This is a genomic window from Ruegeria sp. CH2 (genome assembly GCF_056537065.1).
The window spans coordinates 64567-83798 of sequence record NZ_JBQFQV010000011.1 but is presented as its reverse complement, the minus strand read 5'-3'; the positions used below and the strand labels follow the sequence as shown (position 1 = coordinate 83798).

23 protein-coding genes are annotated in these 19232 nt (G+C 57.3%); 14 read left to right on the top strand and 9 right to left on the bottom strand.

Annotated features, from left to right (window positions below; translation table 11 throughout):
- Positions 1-110: 110 nt before the first annotated feature.
- The 8 genes from ACR0M9_RS14950 (at position 111) to ACR0M9_RS14915 (ending at position 7275) form a co-directional block, all read left to right on the top strand.
- A complete protein-coding gene (locus ACR0M9_RS14950) occupies positions 111-368 on the top strand; it encodes a metal-sensing transcriptional repressor (protein WP_480546232.1) in 258 nt (85 codons plus the stop codon).
- Positions 369-371: 3 nt separating this feature from the next.
- Complete coding sequence (locus tag ACR0M9_RS14945; RefSeq protein ID WP_480773982.1) at positions 372-1691, top strand: MFS transporter; 1320 nt, start codon at positions 372-374, stop codon at positions 1689-1691.
- A 52-nt stretch (positions 1692-1743) separates the two neighbouring features.
- Positions 1744-2172 (top strand): Lrp/AsnC family transcriptional regulator, encoded by a 429-nt coding sequence (locus ACR0M9_RS14940; RefSeq protein WP_267363085.1) that lies wholly within the window; start codon positions 1744-1746, stop codon positions 2170-2172.
- Between the two features lie 72 nt (positions 2173-2244).
- Complete coding sequence (locus ACR0M9_RS14935) at positions 2245-2943, top strand: transglycosylase SLT domain-containing protein (protein WP_480773981.1); 699 nt, start codon at positions 2245-2247, stop codon at positions 2941-2943.
- A 9-nt stretch (positions 2944-2952) separates the two neighbouring features.
- The gene (flhA, locus tag ACR0M9_RS14930) at positions 2953-5040 is read left to right on the top strand and encodes a flagellar biosynthesis protein FlhA (RefSeq protein ID WP_480773980.1); all 2088 of its coding nucleotides are present in this window, start codon (positions 2953-2955) and stop codon (positions 5038-5040) included.
- Complete coding sequence (locus ACR0M9_RS14925) at positions 5037-5810, top strand: flagellar biosynthetic protein FliR (RefSeq protein WP_267363081.1); 774 nt, start codon at positions 5037-5039, stop codon at positions 5808-5810. Before flhA ends, ACR0M9_RS14925 begins: the two co-directional genes overlap by 4 nt.
- Positions 5807-6895, top strand: a complete 1089-nt coding sequence (locus ACR0M9_RS14920) for an EscU/YscU/HrcU family type III secretion system export apparatus switch protein (RefSeq protein WP_480773979.1) — start codon at positions 5807-5809, stop codon at positions 6893-6895. Before ACR0M9_RS14925 ends, ACR0M9_RS14920 begins: the two co-directional genes overlap by 4 nt.
- On the top strand, positions 6892-7275 hold the full coding sequence (locus tag ACR0M9_RS14915) for a hypothetical protein (protein WP_480773978.1): 384 nt from the start codon (positions 6892-6894) through the stop codon (positions 7273-7275). Before ACR0M9_RS14920 ends, ACR0M9_RS14915 begins: the two co-directional genes overlap by 4 nt.
- Before the next feature lie 34 nt (positions 7276-7309).
- Here ACR0M9_RS14915 and ACR0M9_RS14910 read toward each other — a convergent pair whose 3' ends face one another.
- Genes ACR0M9_RS14910 through ACR0M9_RS14870 form a run of 9 tightly spaced genes read right to left on the bottom strand, consistent with a single transcriptional unit; the run spans position 7310 to position 11848 of the window.
- Positions 7310-7810, bottom strand: coding sequence for a flagellar basal body-associated protein FliL (locus tag ACR0M9_RS14910; RefSeq protein WP_480483917.1), 501 nt, complete (start codon positions 7808-7810; stop codon positions 7310-7312).
- Positions 7811-7819: 9 nt separating this feature from the next.
- Positions 7820-8551, bottom strand: a complete 732-nt coding sequence (flgH, locus tag ACR0M9_RS14905) for a flagellar basal body L-ring protein FlgH (protein ID WP_480483916.1) — start codon at positions 8549-8551, stop codon at positions 7820-7822.
- Complete coding sequence (gene flgA, locus ACR0M9_RS14900; RefSeq protein ID WP_480483964.1) at positions 8551-8967, bottom strand: flagellar basal body P-ring formation chaperone FlgA; 417 nt, start codon at positions 8965-8967, stop codon at positions 8551-8553. Before flgA ends, flgH begins: the two co-directional genes overlap by 1 nt.
- Positions 8967-9752 (bottom strand): flagellar basal-body rod protein FlgG, encoded by a 786-nt coding sequence (gene flgG, locus ACR0M9_RS14895; RefSeq protein WP_480483915.1) that lies wholly within the window; start codon positions 9750-9752, stop codon positions 8967-8969. Before flgG ends, flgA begins: the two co-directional genes overlap by 1 nt.
- A gap of 21 nt (positions 9753-9773) precedes the next feature.
- A complete protein-coding gene (locus ACR0M9_RS14890; RefSeq protein WP_480773977.1) occupies positions 9774-10484 on the bottom strand; it encodes a flagellar hook-basal body complex protein in 711 nt (236 codons plus the stop codon).
- Complete coding sequence (locus ACR0M9_RS14885; protein ID WP_480488141.1) at positions 10484-10756, bottom strand: flagellar biosynthetic protein FliQ; 273 nt, start codon at positions 10754-10756, stop codon at positions 10484-10486. Before ACR0M9_RS14885 ends, ACR0M9_RS14890 begins: the two co-directional genes overlap by 1 nt.
- A gap of 4 nt (positions 10757-10760) precedes the next feature.
- Complete coding sequence (fliE, locus tag ACR0M9_RS14880) at positions 10761-11051, bottom strand: flagellar hook-basal body complex protein FliE (RefSeq protein ID WP_480773976.1); 291 nt, start codon at positions 11049-11051, stop codon at positions 10761-10763.
- Positions 11052-11062: 11 nt separating this feature from the next.
- Entirely contained in the window at positions 11063-11449 is a 387-nt protein-coding gene (gene flgC / locus ACR0M9_RS14875; protein ID WP_480520033.1) for a flagellar basal body rod protein FlgC, read from the bottom strand.
- Between the two features lie 12 nt (positions 11450-11461).
- Positions 11462-11848 (bottom strand): FlgB family protein, encoded by a 387-nt coding sequence (locus tag ACR0M9_RS14870; protein ID WP_480587263.1) that lies wholly within the window; start codon positions 11846-11848, stop codon positions 11462-11464.
- 87 nt (positions 11849-11935) lie between these two features.
- On the opposite strand from ACR0M9_RS14870, the gene ACR0M9_RS14865 reads away from it, so the two are divergent.
- From ACR0M9_RS14865 to ACR0M9_RS14840, 6 genes are all read left to right on the top strand, one after another.
- On the top strand, positions 11936-13273 hold the full coding sequence (locus tag ACR0M9_RS14865) for a FliI/YscN family ATPase (protein ID WP_480773975.1): 1338 nt from the start codon (positions 11936-11938) through the stop codon (positions 13271-13273).
- Between the two features lie 88 nt (positions 13274-13361).
- Positions 13362-14216, top strand: a complete 855-nt coding sequence (locus ACR0M9_RS14860) for a flagellar motor protein MotB (protein ID WP_480773974.1) — start codon at positions 13362-13364, stop codon at positions 14214-14216.
- A gap of 91 nt (positions 14217-14307) precedes the next feature.
- Entirely contained in the window at positions 14308-15603 is a 1296-nt protein-coding gene (locus ACR0M9_RS14855; protein WP_480773973.1) for a flagellar hook protein FlgE, read from the top strand.
- 33 nt (positions 15604-15636) lie between these two features.
- On the top strand, positions 15637-17088 hold the full coding sequence (flgK, locus tag ACR0M9_RS14850) for a flagellar hook-associated protein FlgK (protein ID WP_480773972.1): 1452 nt from the start codon (positions 15637-15639) through the stop codon (positions 17086-17088).
- Positions 17089-17090: 2 nt separating this feature from the next.
- Positions 17091-18098 carry a flagellin gene (locus ACR0M9_RS14845; protein WP_480773971.1) on the top strand — a complete coding sequence of 336 codons (1008 nt, stop codon included), beginning with the start codon at positions 17091-17093 and terminating at the stop codon, positions 18096-18098.
- Complete coding sequence (locus ACR0M9_RS14840; protein ID WP_480488149.1) at positions 18095-19189, top strand: flagellar basal body P-ring protein FlgI; 1095 nt, start codon at positions 18095-18097, stop codon at positions 19187-19189. Before ACR0M9_RS14845 ends, ACR0M9_RS14840 begins: the two co-directional genes overlap by 4 nt.
- Positions 19190-19232: the final 43 nt, after the last annotated feature.

The window sequence follows — 19232 nt, the reverse complement described above, 5'->3', positions numbered from 1 at the left end:
CGCCTCCGAGATAGGCGGTTTGGTCCATAAACTCAACGCCGTCCAAAAGTCACGGGCAAATCCCCGCAACAAGATTGACAATATCCTCATGGGGGGGATAGGGATACATCATGACAAATGTACCCCGCGAGTCGCATCCGCATATCACGGCAAGGCTGAAACGGGCCCACGGGCATCTGGCAAAGGTCATTGCCATGCTTGAAGGTCAGGCGCCCTGTTCTGACATCGCCCAACAGCTGTTTGCCGTTGAAAAAGCGGTCACCAACGCCAAGCGCGCCTTGATCCATGATCACATCGACCATTGCCTGTCTTCCGATGGCGATAGCGGCGGGATCGAGGATTTCAAAGCCATTACGAAATACCTCTGAACCATGCTGAGCATTCTAAAAAACCGGACCTACCGCCACCTGTTTGCTGCCCAGATCGTCGCCCTGACCGGAACCGGGCTGGCCACAGTCGCGCTTGGGCTGCTGGCCTTTGATCTGGCCGGAGACGCTGCTGGCCTTGTGCTGGGCACCGCGCTAACGATCAAGATGGTGGCCTATGTCACCGTGGCCCCCCTGGCCGCTGCATTTGCCGAGCGGCTGGACCGTCGGAAAATGCTGGTTCTTCTGGACCTGATCCGCGCCGCAGTCGCTGTATGCCTGCCTTTCGTGACCGAGGTCTGGCAAATCTATGTGCTGATCTTCGTGCTACAATCCGCCTCGGCGGGCTTTACGCCCGCCTTTCAGGCAACGATCCCGGACGTGTTGCCGGACGAAAACGAATATACCCGCGCTTTGTCACTGTCACGTCTTGCCTACGACATGGAAAGCCTGCTGAGCCCGATGTTTGCCGCGGCTCTTCTGTTGCTGGTCAGCTTCAACAGCCTGTTCTGGGGCACAGCGCTGGGATTTGTTGCTTCGGCATTGCTGGTGGTCTCGGTCGTCCTGCCCTCGCCCAAGCCCAGCAAACCACGCGGAATCTATGACCGCACGACACGCGGAATTCGCATCTATCTGAAAACGCCCCGGCTGAGGGGGCTGCTTGCGCTTAATTGGAGCGCCGCAGCGCTGAGTTCGATGGTAATCGTCAACACAGTGGTCATCGTGCGGGCCACCCTTGGCCTGTCAGAAAGCGCCGTGGCCATTGCACTGGCCGGATTTGGCGGCGGGTCGATGCTGGCGGCGTTTACTCTGCCCCGACTGCTGAATCGGATTGAGGATCGCAAGGTTATGCTGTCCGGAGCCATTCTTGCGTCGGGCGCTATGGCCGTCGCCTCGGTTCTGACCGCGACGATCCCGCTTACGCTGGGTGTCCTTGCCGTTTTTTGGGCTTTTACTGGCTTTGGATATTCTACAACCCTTACGCCTTCGGGTCGTTTGTTGACCCGTTCCGCCCATCCCGAAGACCGCCCCGCTGTCTTTGCTGCACAGTTTACTCTGTCACACGGCTGCTGGCTGGTGCTGTATCCGCTGGCTGGGTGGATAATGACCGTTTATGGGCCGACTGTTGCGCTCGGCAGTATGTCTATTCTGTCCGTGGCAGGCGTGATTGTGGCAGTCAGCCTTTGGCCGCGTGACGATCAGGAACCGGTTGTTCACACTCACCCCGATCTGCCAGCCGATCATCCGCATCTGGCCGGGGCGGGCCCGCACGCGCACCCGATCATAATCGACGACCTGCACCCACGCATACCGCGTGAGCCTTGAGAAAGGATGTCCATCTGATCTAAACCCGGACTTACCGCAAACCGGAGCCCCAATGGACCAGCTTGACCGCCGTATCATCGCCGCCCTGCAAGCCAATGCACGTGCCTCGACCACGCAGATCGCGGCCTCGCTGGGTGTGGCCCGCACGACTGTGCATGAACGGATCAATCGTCTGGAACATCGCGGCGTAATCACCGGATACACCGTGCGCCTTGGGTCCACGGAAGACACGCCCAAAGTGCAGGTCATCGTCATGCTGGAAGTGCAGCAGAAGGAAACCAACCGGATCCTTAAACGGCTCGAGGCTTATCCCGAGGTCAAACTATGCCTGTCGATCAATGGTGAATTCGATCTGATGCTGACCGCAGATGCCCCGAGGCTGGAGGATCTGGACATTCTGGTGGACGATCTGGCGAAGATCCCCGGCGTCCTGCGCACCAATACAAGCGTTGTTTTCGGGCGCAGGATCGACCGAAACTGAGGCTGCGATAACTCTCTGTAAACCGATCGGCGGCTAGCTTGGCCGGGAACACCAGAATCCCGGACCGGCAGAATGCCAATTCGCAGAATACCAATTGCTTTCATGATACTGCATGTGCTGTTGGCGCAGGTGGGTTCTGCCATGCACGCAGCACCGACAGGCGGGCTTTGTGATCAGGCCGCGCGCCGTGCGGCACTGTCCGAAGATGTTCCGCTGGACGTGCTGCGCGCCATAACTCGCGTTGAAACCGGGCGAACAGTCGACGGGCTGTTGCAGCCCTGGCCCTGGACAATAAATGCCGAAGGTCAGGGGTATTGGTTCAAGTCCGAGGCCGAGGCCAAGGCCTATGTTTTCAAAATTTTCAAAGCGGGCTCTCGCAGCTTTGACGTCGGGTGTTTCCAGGTCAATTATCGCTGGCATGGTAAGGCCTTCCGCTCGATCGATGCGATGTTTGAGCCGGATGCGAACGCAACCTACGCCGCCCGCTTCCTGAAAGACCTTTATTTCGAACTTGGTTCGTGGCCTGCTGCGGCCGGGGCGTATCATTCCCGCACGAATGCTCTGGCCGAGGCTTATCGTGGTCGGTTCCAGACAGTGATGGCTCAATTGGACAACCCGCCCTCGCACGGGTTTTCTGGCAAGTCACGCGATCCGTTCACAAGGGCCGGAACGCCCTTGATTCCGGTGCTAGTGGCTTCACCCGCCACCACTGCCTTGGGCTCTCTGGTCCCGACCAATAGCACAGCAACTGCTTTCATCCCTTTCAATTAGGAAACCTGCGTGCCCCAGATTGACATCCGGTCCCTGTTTTCGCCCACTGTCCTGTTGGCACTGGCGCTGATGACCGTCATCGTCATGATGATCCTGCCCATGCCTGCCTGGGTGCTGGATGTGGGGCTAGCCGCCTCTTTCGCGCTGGCCATCCTGATTTTCACTCTGACGCTGTTCATCGAACGTCCGCTGGATTTCTCGTCCTTCCCAACGATCCTGCTGGCATCGCTGATGCTGCGCCTGTCGCTGAACGTCTCGTCGACCAAACTGATCATCGGTCAGGGGCATACTGGACCCAACGCAGCTGGTGACGTGATTGAAGGGTTCGCCAATTTCGTCATGGGCGGCAGCATCTTTCTGGGTCTTGTGGTTTTCGGCGTACTGCTGATCGTGAATTTCATGGTCATCACCAAAGGGGCCGCCCGTATGGCCGAGGTCGGCGCGCGCTTTGCCTTGGACGGGATGCCGGGCAAGCAGCTTGCCATCGACAGCGACATGTCAGCCGGGGCCATCGACCATCAGCAAGCCAAGGAACGGCGGGAACGCGAACAGCAGGAAACGACATTCTTCGGCTCGCTCGACGGTGCGTCGAAATTTGTCAAAGGTGATGCCGTTGCTGGCCTTCTGATCACTCTTTTGAACCTTGTTATGGGTTTGGTCATGGGGGTGATCGTGCACGGAATGCCGGTGGCTTCGGCGTTCGAGACTTATGCAATCCTGACCGTCGGTGATGGTCTGGTCTCGCAGATCCCCGCGGTTATCATCTCGATTGCCTCTGCATTGCTGCTGGCGCGCGGCGGAACACAGGGTGCCACCGACAATGCCATTTTCTCCCAACTTGGGCGTCATCCGGCTGCGCTGTCTACCGTGGCGGTTCTTATGGTCCTGTTTGCGCTGGTGCCCGGCCTGCCTTTCCTGCCGTTCATCCTCGGTGCAGCTGTACTTGGTTATGCGGCCTACAGAATTCGGAAAAAGCAGAAAGAAACAGATCCGTCATTGCATTCGCAGGCGACCGAAACCGAGGTGTCGGTCTCGCAGGCTATTGGTGATATTCTGGACCTGGATGACGTGCACCTTGAATTCGCACCCGATCTGGTAAGCTTGGTTTTGAATCCCGGAACTGGGTTGGATGCCCGCATTGCCAATATGCGCAACTACGTGGCGTCTACCTTCGGATTGATCCTGCCCGAAATTCGCCTGACTGATCGAGCCGACCTGCCAACCGGAACCTACGTGATCAAGGTTCAGGGGGTCGAACAGGCGCGCGGCGTTCTGAACCCCGATCTGGTTCTGGCTCTGGTTCAGGACGGGTTCGATCTGTTGCCCGAAGGCAATGACGTGACCGAGCCGGTTTACGGCGCGCCTGCCCGCTGGATCCTGCCCAAACATCAGGAGGACGCAGCGCTGAACGGGGCCACTATCGTCTCACCGCCCGAGATCCTGGCCACGCATCTGCTAGAGATTATCAAGCAGAACTTCTCGCGCTTGCTGACGTTGAAATCCCTGCGCCGCCTGCTGACCGAAATGACCCGCCTGAGCGACCCAGTTCGGGCTGAGGCAAACCGCAAGTTGCTGGATGAATTGATCCCCGACAAAGTGCCAATGGACACATTGCACGCCGTTCTGCGACTGCTTCTGGAGGAACGGGTTTCGATCCGGAACATGGCCCTGATCCTTGAAAGCGTTGCCGAAGCACGGCTGACAACCACCCAGCCTGAAGGCATCTGCGAATTGGTGCGCCAGCGTCTCGGATTTCAACTGGTCGCCGATATGAAGCGTGAGGATGGCTCGATCCCGCTGATCCAACTGGCCCCCGAGTGGGAGGAAACGTTCACCACCTATCAGGTCGACGCGCCCAGCGCCGGACTGGATGTCGCGCTACCGCCGAACCTGTTTAACAAGCTGGCCGACGGCATGGTCAGCAGTATCGCCAGATCTGCTGATAACGGTTTGTTTCCTGCTGTCGTGACCTCGACCCGGCGACGCCGGTTGTTGCGTACGATCATGCATGCGCGCGGCGTTCCAAACCCGGTCCTTTCTTTTGAGGAAATCGGGTTGGAAGCCAAACCCGCGCTGGTAGGAACTGTTCCCGCGTGATCGCTCTGCCGCCAGAATTGTTGACGCAGCTGGCCGAACCGCTCTGGCAGGCCTTTGCGGTTTTTCTGCGCGTCTCTGCTTTGGTTTCGCTGCTGCCTGCTTTCGGCGAGCGCAGCATTCCAACACGGATGAAACTGGGGATATCCGTCGCCTTTACCCTGATCATTTTTCCGGCAACCCAACCATTGGACCTGTCTCTCAACCTGTGGACGCTGGGGCGGTTGGTTGGGACAGAAATCCTGATTGGGCTGGCGCTTGGAACCGGGCTGCGGCTGTTTGTTTTGGCGCTGCAAACCGCCGGATCCATTGCCGCGCAATCCACGTCATTGTCGCAATTGCTGGGTGCGGCGGCCACTGATCCTGTTCCGGCAATGGGATACCTGCTAACGATCGCGGGGCTAACGCTTGCCGTCATCATGGGCTTGCACGTACGGGCCGCGCAATTCCTGATCCAGAGTTATGCCCTATTCCCCATGGGGTTGGTGCCAAGCTCGGCAGATTTGTCCTATTGGGGTGTGCGACAAATCTCACGCAGCTTTGGGTTGGCCTTCTCGCTGGCAACGCCATTCGTCATCGCCTCGTTGATCTACAATCTTGCACTTGGGGTTATCAACCGGGCCATGCCGCAATTGATGGTCGCCTTCGTGGGCGCGCCAGCAATAACATTTGCCGGGCTGTTTCTGCTGTTTACGGGCGCACCATTGATCCTCTCTGTTTGGTCTGACGCGCTGATTGCCTTCTTCATGAACCCGATCGGAGGCCAGCGATGAGCGGTGCCGATGACGACAGCGACAAGTCATACGAGCCGACGCCGCAAAAGCTCCAGAAAGCCCGTGAAAAGGGTGAAGTTCCCAAGTCCAACGACTTGTCGGTTGTTGCGGCATATACCGGACTGCTGATCGCATTGTTGGCGGCAGGGCAGTACGCCGTCGCGCAATTGGGAACTCTGTTCATGGTCCTGATCGACCAATCCGACCAGATCGCGAACCTTCTGAAAATGGGACCTGCGACAGCGACGGTTGCCGGAATTCTGAGTGGCGCGGTGACACCCATTGCCGTGCTTTTCTGCCTGCCCGCGGTGGCCGTTCTGCTAAACCTGATTGCCCAACGCACGCTGGTGTTCGCCCCCAGCAAACTGAATCCAAAGCTTTCGCGGATTTCCCTTGTTTCGAATGCCAAAAACAAGTTCGGGCGCGGTGGCTTGTTCGAGTTCGCCAAGAGCGCAACCAAACTGGCGATTTACAGCCTGTGCCTCGCACTTTTCATCAAGTCGAATCTGGCCGAAATTCTGTCTGCCAGCGCGGCCCCGGCAAAGTCATCCATACTGCTGATGATGAACCTGTTGTTTCGCTTCCTGTTCATTGTGGTTGCCATCGCACTCGGCATCGGCGTTATCGACTTTCTGTGGCAATACGCCGAGCACATGCGCAAGAACCGCATGTCGCGCAAAGAGATCCAGGATGAAACTAAGGACGCCGAAGGCGACCCGTATGTAAAGCAACACCGCCGTCAACGTGCACAGGAGATCGCCTCGAGCCAGATGATGGCAGATGTTCCGGGCGCGGATGTTGTTATCGTAAACCCCACCCATTTTGCCGTTGCACTGAAATGGACCAGGGCTACTGGCAGCGCACCTGTTTGTGTTGCCAAAGGTGTGGATGCAGTAGCCGCTTCCATCCGTTCTGCTGCGGCTCAGGCCGGCGTTCCGATCCGCTCGGATCCTCCGACGGCGCGTGCGCTTCACGCAACTGTCGACATCGGGCAGGAGATCTCCGAAGAACATTTTCGCCCCGTTGCCGCTGCAATCAGGTTCGCCGAAGCGATGCGGAAACGTGCAAAGGAGCAGATCCGATGAAGGACACTCAGTTAAGCGAGCTGGACAAAATAGCCGACGTCGCTTTCCAGAAGCAATTTCAGACACTCCGCCCAATCCTCGAGGCCGAGGCCAGAATTCAGAACCAATTGGCGAAACTGGATCATCAGCTTGACCAGGTGCGCAAAGCCAGCGGTTGGACAGAAGGATATCAGATATCGGGGGCCGACATTCTTTGGAATGGCTGGGAATCTGCCACGCGCCGCGCGTTGAACATGCGACTTGCCCAAACGCGCGCTCAGAAACTGGCCGGTCTGGAGGCGCTCAGAATTGCATTTGGCCGCAAACAAGCCGTCGCAACCCTGCGGGAGCAGCAGCTGAAAAGCCATCGGCAGGCCGTTGCCCGAAAGCAAACCCGTTAATGCTGACCGGATCCGTGCCGTGAAGCGACCTTCGTCAGGTATCTTGACGGTTCACGCTCATGATCAGCACTTTTGAAACATCTTCACCCAGCTCTTTTTTCGCCACTTCCAACAAGGACTTACGCAAGACATCCAGATTCCGGGATTCTGTGAACGTCCCATCAAATCCCCCGGTATTTGCGTGATCAAACAGAACCTGAAGAAAGCCATCCCGCAACTTGGGCTCAATGGAATAAAAAGTTTCTTCAATTGCTGTGTTCGCCTCAAGGCTGAGGGACAAAGTGACCATCGCTTCGATTTCGTCATCCCCAACCACCGGAACGACAAAATGCTTGGTCAACTTTAGATACCCATAGGCTGGCTTTTTTTCCTTGGACTTTTCAGACTTCTCGTGACCGGCCTTCTCTTCTTTTGCCACTTCTTTTTCGGCGGCTGTTTTGTCGGGCTTGCCCGAAGGTGACAGAAACAGCCCGGCACCGACACCCGCACCCAGGCCGACAATCAGGAGAACGACTGGAACCAGTTTTGCAATCACGGTCGCACCTCAGAATGGCAAGAGTGAATCAAGAACTTGCTGGCCGTATCGGGGTTGCTGGACATCCGTAATCTGACCTCTTCCACCATAAGACACCCGCGCAGAGGCGATCTTGTCGTAGGTAACTTCGTTTTGACGCGAGATATCCTGAGGGCGGACATACCCGGCCACCAAAAGCTCGCGCAGTTCAAAATTGACCCGCAACTCCTGCGAGCCGGAAATCGAAAGAACCCCGTTCGGCAGAACATCCAAAACCGTCGCGGCGACACGCAGGGTTAGTTTCTCGTTTCGCCTCACAGATCCCCGCCCGGAACTTGTGGAATCCGCTTCGATGGACACGGCTTCATCCAGCGATGCCCCGTCAGGTAAGTGTTTTTGCACGCGCTGGGGCAAACCAAAGAGGCCAGGAACCTCAAGGTTTTCCGAGCCTGATCTGGACCGTCTGGTGTTGTTTGATATCTCAGCTTTTTCATCCAACTCGATGACTACAGTCAGAATGTCACCTTTCTTGATCGCCCGCTGATCGCCCAGCAAGGATTGCTGCCCTCCGCTCCAAAGAGATGAGCGGTCAACGGTGCGTTGTGGTTGCGTGTGCAAAGGCAGACCCGGCCACAGCATGGCAACCTGCTCGGGAGATTCTTCGTTTGGTGTAAAACTCGGGGGCTTGCCAAGATGATCCAGACGACCACACGCGGCCAAAGACAAAGCTATGAGAAGGAGAGTTTTCGACAGTCCGGTCATTACTTAACCTCGACTTGGCCATCCGCGCGGATTTGGCCGGTTACAGTTGTTCTGGACGACAGGTTCATGACCCGGATGCGATCCCCAGCAGCGCCACGCCCCAAGGCGCGGCCTTCCGCGGTTATCGACAAGGCTTGGCGGTCGAATATCAGGACGACCAGATCGTTGCGGTCAACGATGGCGGGGGGGCCTACATCAACTTCTCGGACCGGCCTGCCGGGATACAGTGCCACCCGCGCCTCTTGCCCGATCAGAAAATCAGGGTCAGTCACCGCACCTAGGACATCCGTCGGGCTTGTTTTCAAGTCAGTTGCAGAAATGATTTCTTTGGCTCGGATCGTGCGGGTTGGAACCACAATGTCAGCCTGTGCTGTGATTGGAGCCAGTAGTGCCAAACATATGCCGATCCCTCGCATCATCGCACCTGCGTTGTCGCGCTCATCATTTGATCCACAGCCGAGATGACTTTGGCATTCATCTCATAGCCGCGCTGCGCCTCGATAAGTTCGGTTACCTCGCGCACTGCGTCGACCGAGCTGTCTTCCAGATAACCCTGCCGCAATGTGCCCAGCCCATCACTTCCCGGAGTTCCCAGCACCGGGGCACCCGACGCCTCGGTCTCCTTGAACAGATTGCTGCCAATGGCTTCCAGCCCCTTGGCGTTCGAAAAGCTGGCAAGGACAAACTCACCCAGCAACTGCCCCTCGGGAGAGTCGTCGAAATAAGCATAGACCTCACCCGCGGCATTGATCGAAATTGACCGTGCGTCGTCGGGAACGGTGAGTTCCGGCGAAACCGCATAACCATCGGAGGTTACAATCAGACCCTCTGCCGACCGCTTGAGGCTGCCGTCACGCGTATACGCGGACTGACCGCTGGGCAGCGTGACTTCCAGATATCCGCGCCCCTCAATCGCCACGTCCAGATCACTGCCGGTGGCTGACAAAGCACCTTGTTCCAGTTGCACGGTAACAGCTGCGGGCCGCACACCCAGACCAAGTTGAATACCCGTCGGCAATACTGTTCCGTCCGAGGCGTTTACGGTTCCGGCGCGCGCCATCTGTTGATAATGCAAATCGGCAAATTCGGCCCGACGGGCATTGTAGCCGGTGGTGTTCATGTTTGCTAGGTTGTTCGAAATCGTTTCGACCCGCATCTGTTGCGCGGTCATTCCGGTGGCGGCAATTTTCAGGGCTCGCATGTCAAACTCTCCTTTTACCGTTCAGCGCATCAGCGCCTTGAGCGCCCCGCGCACGCGTTCGTCTTCGCTGTCAAGAAAGCTTTGTCCCAGCTCATAGGCGCGCTGGATTTCCACCAAGCGGGTCACCTGCTGAATGGCATTGACGTTTGAACCTTCGAGAAAGCGATGCAAAACAACGGGTTCATCAACCGGGTTTATCGCACCATTGGCACGAAACCGCGTATTTCCTTCGCGGATCAGCTCCTGCGGATCAGCGACATTGAAAACGCCCAACTGGCCCAGAAATTGGCCGTTGACACTCAACGTCCCATCACTGCCGACATCAATCGTAGCTGCATCGGGTGGGATAAAGACCGGGGCACCGTTGGCATCCAGAACACGCGCACCATCCATCGCAACCAGATCGCCTTCGGCATTTGGCGAGAAGCTGCCCGCACGCGTCAGCCGGTTGCCATCCGGGGTTTCAACCATGAAAAACCCGTCCCCTTCGATGGCGAAATCAAACTGCCCTCCGGTTTTCGTAAGCACACCTTGTTGCAACGATGTGTTGCGCGCCTCGGCCCGGCTCATGGAGAGGGACGGATTGTTCGGAATGTCGCGCACGTATTCCGAAAACACCAGCCCCTGCTGTCGATATCCGGTCGTGTTTGCGTTTGCGATGTTATTCGCCACCAGCCGCATTTCATTCATCAGCCCGGACTGGCGGGACAGGGTGACGTAAGCCGTGTCCATCAGCGGCCTCCTGCAATCAAGGGAACAAGCGTTCCGGTAAAAAACGTAACAAGGGTCTGAGTCATGAACCCCATCGAAATCCAGAACACGATGACAATGGCGATCAATTTGGGAACGAAGGTCAGGGTCATCTCTTGTATCGAGGTCAGCGCCTGGAACAGACCGACAATCAGGCCAGAAACCAGAGCAACGGCAAGGATCGGGACGGATGTAATGACCGCAACCCACAACGCCTGACGAACGATGTCATAGAAAAGCCCTTCGCTGAGCATCGGGTCAGACCGGCATTCTTAGGATTTCCTGATAGGCTTCGACCACTTTGTTGCGGACGATCACTGCGGTTTCTACCGCAAGTTCGGTCTGGGCCAGCGCCTGAACAAGTGCATGGGGATCAGCCTGACCGACCATCGCAGACTGAGATATCTGTTCGCTGTGTCTCAGCGTGGCTGCAAAGTCCTGAAAGGTCGCTCTCAATCCTTGTGCCGCCCCGCCATGATCGGGATCGGCCTGTGTGGCAGAGCGTGCGCCGGCATAATTCTGCGCGGCGTTCAGTGATCGGATATCCATTCTGGCTGTCCTTATTTTCTGAGCAATTCCATCAGCGACGACGACATCTGCCGCGTCTGATCAAACATCTTTAGGTTGGCCTCATAACTGCGCTGGGCTTCCCGCGCGTCCGCGATTTCAATCATCAAATCGACGTTTGAGCCCTGGTAGTGACCACTTTCATCTGCCAACGGATGACCGGGGTCGTAGATGCGGCTCAGCGAACGCTGGTCAAGCGTCACACGGCCAGCCTGCACCATGTCCCCACCGTTTTTCTGCACGGTTTCAAACGGTACGGTTTTGCGTCGATAGCCGGGCGTGTCCGCGTTCGAGATGTTTTCGGACACATGCCGCAACCGCGCGGATTGCGCGCGCAAAGCACTGGCTGACGCAGCAAGGGAATGGGAAAAATCGCTCATACCTGTCGCCCCTTATCCGCGACCCAAACTGGTGCGCAGAATGTCCATTGAGGATTTGTAGATCGCCAGCGCTCGATCATGCTGTCGTTTGACCTCGACCGATTTAAGCATCTCTTCCTCAAGCGACACACCATTGCCATTGGGATCACCTGATGGGACAGCTTCAACCTCAGCCCAGTTTTGCGCACCCATACGGCCGTGCAGATGGCCCGGCCGCGTGGCGTCCATGGTCACGTCATGCCCGGTGGTTTCGAAAGCTTTCTGAAAGGCCTCGATATCGCGCGGCTGATAGCCCGGCGTATCGGCATTCGCCATGTTGCGTGCAATGACCGCCTGCCGTTGCCCGGCATGGGTTGCCATTGCGTACGCTGTCTTAAAGACGTTCAGGTCATAGAACATCGGGGCTTCTCCCTCGATCAATTTCAATCAAGGCTTAACCCTGATTCCTTTAGAAACCGTTTTCAGAACTCAGTTGGAGACTCCACGATGTCTGATCTCGACCCGGTACTTCTGAAACACGAACTCGACAGGATGACCGCAGTCCGTCACGTGGGGCTGGTCACCGGCGTCGCGCAGGGTCTGATCGAAATCGGTGGTTTGAACACGCATGCCCGGGTCGGGGATTTGCTGACATTGCGGCGGCGCGTCGGGTCCGATCTTGCGGGCGAGGTGCATCATGTCGGTTCTGGCCATATCAAAATGCTCCCCAATGCGGCCCCCGATGGGGTCAGCCTGGGGGATCGCGTCTACCTTGACCCATCACCGGATTTTGCACCGGGATTGCACTGGCTTGGACGGGTAATCGACCCCTTTGGCAGGCCCTTGGATGGAAAACCGCTGCTGAGCGGATCGCAGACGCGCGATATCATGCAGGCCCCTCCACCAGCCGTGGCACGCAAACCAATGGGGCAGAGGATGGCCACCGGCTTGTCGGTTCTCAACACTGTGTTGCCCGTCGTACGCGGGCAGCGAGTGGGGTTGTTTGCCGGGTCGGGTGTCGGTAAATCGACCCTGCTTTCCACACTGGCCCGGTCCATGCAGTCCGATGTCGTCGTAGTCGCTCTGATTGGCGAGCGCGGACGCGAGGTGAATGAATTTGTCGCGCAGGCCATTGGCCCCGAAGCCATGAAACGCACAATCGTGGTCGCCGCCACCTCTGACCAGTCGGCATTGGCGCGCAGGCGGTGTGCCTGGTCGGCCATGTCGACAGCCGAGTATCTGCGGGATCTGGGTTTGAACGTTCTTTTTCTGGCTGATTCCGTGACCCGCTTCGCCGAGGCGCATCGTGAAATCGCTGTTTCTATGGGGGAATCCCCGTCTTTGCGGGGATATCCACCCTCTGTCACCCCCCTGATCGCCAGTCTTTGCGAACGCGCAGGTCCCGGAACGCAGGAACAGGGGGATATTACCGCGGTATTCAGCGTTTTGGTGGCCGGCTCGGACATGGATGAACCCATCGCTGACATTCTGCGCGGCGTTTTGGACGGGCACATTGTACTCAGCCGCGACATCGCCGAACGGGGGCGTTTCCCGGCCATTGACGTCAGCAGATCTGTGTCGCGGAGCCTGCCGGGAGCCGCATCCGAGGCCGAGAACCAGATGATCACAGAAACCCGAAAACTCGTGGGCAGTTACGAGCAGTCAGAAGTGATGATCAAGGCCGGGCTATACGCCGAAGGGTCTGATCCGCTGCTGGATCAGGCCGTTCGCGTTCACGAGGAATTGGACGCCTTTTTTGCCAAACCGGAAGCTGAGGGAATCGAAAACAGCTTTAACCGCTTGTCATTGATACTGCGTCGTGCATCGATCAGCTTGCCACGCTAGGCAGAATTCCAAACAGTTTTAAGTATTAAGGCCACCTTAAGACCTGCGCTGCTAGGCAAAAAGTCGGGTGATAATATAGGTGGTGGAGATGGGTGCGCAGACCAATGCGGCGCCAATCATCATCAAGAAGAAGCGTGTGTCGGGTGGTGATGGTCACCACGGCGGTGCGTGGAAAGTTGCATATGCCGACTTTGTCACGGCCATGATGGCCTTCTTCATGTTGATGTGGCTGCTGAACGCGACAACTGAACAGCAACGCAAAGGGTTGGCGGATTACTTCGCCCCGACAATCCCCCTGAGCCCCGAATCCGGCGGCGGAGACGGTGCTTTTGGCGGCGACAGCATGTTGTCGGAAAAGACATTGCTGCGGGATGGTGCCGGGGCCAGCACCAAACACGCAACTGAATCCCGTCAGGCACGCGGGTCAACCGGTTTGGATGCCATCGGTGGTGGCAAAGGTGACACCGAAGACTTCTCGACGCTTGAAGCTCAGCTTTTGGGGCGAACCGGTGAAAGCGAGGTGTCGGACAAGCTTCTCAGGCATATCGTGACACGCGTCACCGACGAAGGATTCGTTGTTGAGCTATTCGATACGGACACCCAGCCACTGTTCGACCCCGGTTCAGGGAAACCAACCGGGATCTTGCGGGCGCTTGCTTTGATCATAGCGCGTTCTTCGGATCTCGTGACCAACCCGATTGCTGTCACAGGCCATGTCAGCGCATCTCCTGTTGTGCAGGTTCGCAATACCGCCTGGGAACTGTCCACTGCCCGGGCGCAATCAGTCCGCCAGCTGTTACAGGACAAAGGCGTAGCGGCAAGCCGGATGGATCGCGTCACAGGTCATGCTGACCGAAAACTCTTCACCGACAATCCGATGGCGGTTCGGAACAACAGAATCGAAGTGATATTTCTGCGGCGACCCTATCTGCGGCGACCCTAAAGGATAGAACGCATTTTACCTGTTAGCGCGCTGTTAAGGGGCAGCGCGTTACCTGTTGCATCGAAGCTTGACGCAACAGAAGGGCGCGCCAATGACAATTTCCTCTTCGCTGAATGCCGGTGTGGCGGCGTTGAAGGCCAACGCCAACAGGTTGGCAACGATTTCCGACAACATCGCAAACTCTTCGACCTACGGATACAAACGAGTGGAAACTGACTTTCATTCGATGGTCACGTCTGGCCAGGGTGGCAGTTACTCGGCAGGGGGCGTGCGCACGACCAGCCAGCGCATGATTGATCAGCGCGGATCACTGGTGACCACCAGCAACTCTACCGATCTTGCAGTGCGCGGACGCGGCATGTTGCCGGTACGATCCAGCTCGCAGGTCGGCGCAAATTCGAACGAGATGTTGCTGACGACCACGGGTTCCTTCCGGACCAACGACGAAGGATATCTGGTGACCGAATCCGGCCTTGTTCTTTTGGGATGGCGTGCTGCGGCAGACGGGTCCATCCCGCCCGTTCCACGCGACACGCCCGCCGCGCTTGAACCAATTCAGTTGAGCGTCAACCAGTTGTCCGGTGCCCCGACGACAAAGATGAACCTGCGTATGAACCTTCCCGCAACAGCAACAGATGCGGGTGCGCCGGGCGACACACAGCCTTTATCGGTCGAGTATTTCGACAATCTTGGGAAATCCGAAAGTATTGATATTCAGCTGATCCCGACCGTTCCCGTAACTGGCAGCAGCAATGAATGGACCATGGTTCTGCGCGATTCAGCATCCGGTGGCGCGATTATCGGGGAATACACTTTGACCTTTACCGATAATCGAACGGCTGGTGGTACGCTGGCCAGCGTCACTCCTGTATCCGGTGGCGCTTACGATCCGGTAACCGGCAGTGTCATGGTCAATGTCGCTGGCGGCCCGATGGAGGTCAATATCGGACTGATCGGCGATTCCGATGGCATTACTCAGCTGTCCGACACCTTCGCGCCAGTTTCAATCACGCGGGATGGCTCTGCCGTTGGTACGATGACCAGCGTTCAGGTCGATGAAAGTGGCTATGTCTATGCATTCTACGATACCGGCGTCAGCCGCCGAATGTTCCAGATCCCGCTGGCCGATGTTCCTAACCCCAATGGCCTGACGGCACTGGACAGTCAAACCTACGCGCCATCCCGCGAAAGCGGCACGTTCTTTCTGTGGAACGCGGGCGAAGGCCCAACCGGTGATATCGTTTCCTTCGCACGCGAAGAATCCACCACGGATGTGGCAACCGAGCTGACATCCCTGATCCAGACACAACGCGCCTATTCATCCAGCGCCACGGTGATCCAGACGGTGGACGAGATGCTTCAGGAAACGACCAACCTGAAGCGCTGATCTAGGCACTGACCAAAGGAAAGGAGCGGCCTCATGAATATGTCGACGGCACTCAATAACGCATTGGGCGGGCTGACAGCGGCCAGTCGCGGGGCCGCTGTAGTGTCGGGGAATATCGCGAATGCCCTGACACCGGGCTATGCGCGCAGGTCCCTTGAACTGGCGACAAGCCCCATATCTGGCAATGGCGTGCGTACGGTTGGAGTGATCCGGCATCAGGACCCGGTTCTGACGGCCAACAGACGGTCGTCAGACGCCGAGCTTGCCTTTCAATCCGCCATTTCGGATTTCCGTTCACGGTTCGAAAACTTTGTCGGAACAGCAGACGGCACGCCATCCCTTGCCAGCCGTATGTCTGCCTTGGAAAACAGCTTCATCACCGCAGCCAGTCTCCCCGACTCGATCGAAAGGCTTGATCAAGTGGCGCGCGCGGCGCGCGATCTTACGGCAGAGCTTAACGCGGCTTCTGAGGGTGTGCGACAGGCACGCTCGGACGCGGACCGCAAGATAGGCGCTCAGATCGAAAGCCTGAACCTGGTTCTGAAAGATATCGAAGTTCTGAACGCAAAGATTCCGGCCATTCAAAATTCCGGCGGCGATATCGAGGCCTTGCTGGATCAACGGCAAGTCCTGATCGATCAGGTCAATACTTTGATCCCAGTCAACGTTGTGCCACGTGCCAACGATCAGGTATCGCTCTATTCAGACGGCGGTTTGATACTTCTTGAAGGTAAGGCGTCCGAGTTCACCTTTTCCACGACCGGTGAGACGAAACCCCACATGACGGTTGCAAATGGTCTCCTGTCCGGATTGGCTATGAACGGCAACCCGGTACGCACCAGCAGGGACACTGCGCAAATCCGTGGCGGCGCGTTGATGGCCCAGTTTTCAATTCGCGATGAATTGGCGGTTGAGGCGCAGCTGCAGCTTGATACCGTTGCCCGCGATCTTATCGAACGATTTGAAACGCCGGGCTTGGATCCCACGGCACTTGCGACAGATCCCGGTCTGTTCACAGACAACGGAAATCGGTTCGACCCGACAATCTTTGTCGGGCTGTCATCGCGCATTTCGGTGAATTCGGTTGCGGACCCCGACAACGGCGGGAACAGCTGGAAGCTCCGCGCCGGGCTGGGTGCCGCAACGCCGGGCGATCCCGGACAAGCGTCGCAACTGCGTGCTTTCGGTTCCATTCTGAATGATGCGCGCACCGTACCTGGCGGGCTGTTTGGCACTGGAAACATGCGCGCCGCCGAGTTGACCGAGGCGCTTATGTCGAAAGCCGGGGCGCAATCTCACGCTGCAGAGCAGCGGAAGGTTTTTGCCAGCAACAGCCAACAACAAATGTCACAGATTGAGGCCGAACAAGGCGTCGATACGGATCAGGAATTACAGCGCCTCATGCAGATCGAGCAGACATACGCAGCAAACGCGCGTGTCATCTCGGTCGTCGATGAGCTTATGGAAACGCTTCTGAGGTTATGAGCATGAACTTGACTGCTATCGGCGATCTGGCGCGCGGTATGACCCTTCGCACCCGCGCCACTGAAATCAAAACACAGATTGAAACCCTCTCTTACGAGATGTCCACCGGCAAAGTGCAGGATATATCTGGTCGGCTTGGCGGAAATTACTCTCAGATCCTGGATCTGGATCGCTCGCTTGCCAGGCTCGACGCCTTTGGCATCGCCACAGCCGAAGCGGCCCTGTTCACGGATGCCATGCAGTTGAGCCTGAAGACATTTGGAGATTCGGTTGGCGAAATGACCGCGTCTCTGTTGACCTACGGAACGGCCAATCAGCCGGTAAATCATGCGCAGGCGTCAGATCATGCCAGGAATGAGCTCGACACGATGGTATCGGCGCTCAACACGCGAGTTGGTGGGCGCAGTCTGTTTTCGGGTACAGCCACGGATGTCTCGCCACTGCCCTCGACTGACACGCTGTTGGCTGCGTTGAAGACACAACTGACGGGGGCTGTGACCGTCGCCGACATACGCTTGGCTGCCGACACATGGTTCAACAGCCCTGCCGGGTTTGACGCCATGATTTATCAGGGCGCGAGCACCACACTCTCTCCTATGCAGATCTCGGAAAATGAAAGCGTTACGCTGCCACTCACGGCAACCGACCCGGCATTCAAGGCGGCCCTAAGGGATGTTGCAATAGCGGCATTAGCCACCGACAATACGTTGGCTCTTTCTTCCGACCAGCGCACCGCCCTGTTCACCCAGCTGGGCGTCGATCTGGCCAACGCACAGGATGCCACGGTAAACCTGCGGGCCCAGGTCGGCAGCGCCGAGGCCCGCATCGAACAGGCCGCCACGCGAAATTCGATGGCCCGAACCAGTCTGGAATTCAGCCGGAACGAACTGATCGCGGCCGATCCTTATGAAACAGCGGCGAAATTGCAAACGGTGCAGTTTCAGTTGGAAAGTCTCTATTCGGTAACCGTTCGCAATGCGAACCTTTCGCTGGTGAATTTCCTGAGATGAGGGCGCTGATACTTCTCCTGATCCTTGTTCCCGGTATAGCCTGGGCGGGGGCGATCCGCCTCAAGGACCTCGTGGATTTCGATGGTGTCAGAGGCAATGATCTTGTGGGTTATGGCCTGGTTGTCGGTTTGAACGGAACCGGTGACGGATTGCGCAACTCTCCTTTCACCGAAGAGATCATGTCCAACATCCTGGAGCGTTTGGGTGTCAACGTAACGGGCGAGGATTTCCGGCCCAAGAATGTGGCAGCGGTTTTGGTGACAGCCAGTCTGCCGCCTTTCGCCAGAGTCGGCGGCCAAATTGATGTAACGGTTTCGGCGATAGGCGATTCAAACAGTCTGTTGGGTGGGACACTGGTTATGACCCCGCTAAACGCAGCAGACGGGCAAATCTATGCGGTTGCACAAGGCACAATCCTTGCAGGTGGCGTTTCCGCTGAAGGAGAGGCTGCGTCGATCGTGCGTGGGGTACCAACCTCGGGTGTGATCCCGTCCGGCGCGCGTGTTGAGCGTGAAATTGAGTTCGACTTGTCAACTTTAACCCAAATGCGCCTTGCGTTGAGAGAACCCGATTTCACCACGGCCGCGCGTATCGAATTCGCCATAAACACCGAGTTCAACAGAGCTGTGGCAATCATGCGCGATTCAGGCACGGTTGAACTCAACATTGCTGCAACTCAGGCAGTGTCGACGGCCCATGCCATTGGGCGTATCGAGAATATTCTGGTCGAGCCGGAAGCAAAGGCGCGTGTGGTGGTCGATCAGCGCTCTGGCACCATCGTAATGGGGCAGGAAGTCCGGATATCGCGTGTGGCTGTCTCTCAGGGTAATCTGACCCTGACAGTTCAGGAAGCACCGATTGCCGTGCAACCCAATCCGTTTGCCAGGGGCGAAACAGTGGTCGTTCCGCGCACTATTGCAGGGATCGAAGAGGAAGAAGGAACCGGCCTTGCCGAAATCCCCGAAGCTACGACCCTGTCCGAGGTTGTCGCAGGCCTGAATGCGCTGGGGGTATCGCCCCAGGATATGATCGATATCTTGAAAACCATCAAAGCGGCGGGCGCCTTGCACGCAGAATTTGTTGTCAGGTAGCCGATATCTTTGGTCCTACGGGCGTGCCACAAACACGCCCGTG

Bases quoted from the DNA above. Each gene is read 5' to 3' on its own strand.
- ACR0M9_RS14890 (WP_480773977.1), bottom strand. From the start codon at position 10,484: ATGGACACGGCTTACGTCACCCTGTCCCGCCAGTCCGGGCTGATGAAT.
- ACR0M9_RS14920 (WP_480773979.1), top strand. From the start codon at position 5,807: ATGAGCGGTGCCGATGACGACAGCGACAAGTCATACGAGCCGACGCCG.
- flgH (WP_480483916.1), bottom strand. From the start codon at position 8,551: ATGACCGGACTGTCGAAAACTCTCCTTCTCATAGCTTTGTCTTTGGCC.
- ACR0M9_RS14915 (WP_480773978.1), top strand. From the start codon at position 6,892: ATGAAGGACACTCAGTTAAGCGAGCTGGACAAAATAGCCGACGTCGCT.
- ACR0M9_RS14845 (WP_480773971.1), top strand. From the start codon at position 17,091: ATGAACTTGACTGCTATCGGCGATCTGGCGCGCGGTATGACCCTTCGC.
- ACR0M9_RS14870 (WP_480587263.1), bottom strand. From the start codon at position 11,848: ATGTTCTATGACCTGAACGTCTTTAAGACAGCGTACGCAATGGCAACC.
- ACR0M9_RS14885 (WP_480488141.1), bottom strand. From the start codon at position 10,756: ATGCTCAGCGAAGGGCTTTTCTATGACATCGTTCGTCAGGCGTTGTGG.
- ACR0M9_RS14950 (WP_480546232.1), top strand. From the start codon at position 111: ATGACAAATGTACCCCGCGAGTCGCATCCGCATATCACGGCAAGGCTG.
- ACR0M9_RS14840 (WP_480488149.1), top strand. From the start codon at position 18,095: ATGAGGGCGCTGATACTTCTCCTGATCCTTGTTCCCGGTATAGCCTGG.
- ACR0M9_RS14855 (WP_480773973.1), top strand. From the start codon at position 14,308: ATGACAATTTCCTCTTCGCTGAATGCCGGTGTGGCGGCGTTGAAGGCC.
- flgK (WP_480773972.1), top strand. From the start codon at position 15,637: ATGAATATGTCGACGGCACTCAATAACGCATTGGGCGGGCTGACAGCG.
- ACR0M9_RS14945 (WP_480773982.1), top strand. From the start codon at position 372: ATGCTGAGCATTCTAAAAAACCGGACCTACCGCCACCTGTTTGCTGCC.
- ACR0M9_RS14865 (WP_480773975.1), top strand. From the start codon at position 11,936: ATGTCTGATCTCGACCCGGTACTTCTGAAACACGAACTCGACAGGATG.
- flgA (WP_480483964.1), bottom strand. From the start codon at position 8,967: ATGCGAGGGATCGGCATATGTTTGGCACTACTGGCTCCAATCACAGCA.
- fliE (WP_480773976.1), bottom strand. From the start codon at position 11,051: ATGGATATCCGATCACTGAACGCCGCGCAGAATTATGCCGGCGCACGC.
- flgG (WP_480483915.1), bottom strand. From the start codon at position 9,752: ATGCGAGCCCTGAAAATTGCCGCCACCGGAATGACCGCGCAACAGATG.
- ACR0M9_RS14940 (WP_267363085.1), top strand. From the start codon at position 1,744: ATGGACCAGCTTGACCGCCGTATCATCGCCGCCCTGCAAGCCAATGCA.
- flgC (WP_480520033.1), bottom strand. From the start codon at position 11,449: ATGAGCGATTTTTCCCATTCCCTTGCTGCGTCAGCCAGTGCTTTGCGC.
- ACR0M9_RS14935 (WP_480773981.1), top strand. From the start codon at position 2,245: ATGCCAATTCGCAGAATACCAATTGCTTTCATGATACTGCATGTGCTG.
- ACR0M9_RS14860 (WP_480773974.1), top strand. From the start codon at position 13,362: ATGGGTGCGCAGACCAATGCGGCGCCAATCATCATCAAGAAGAAGCGT.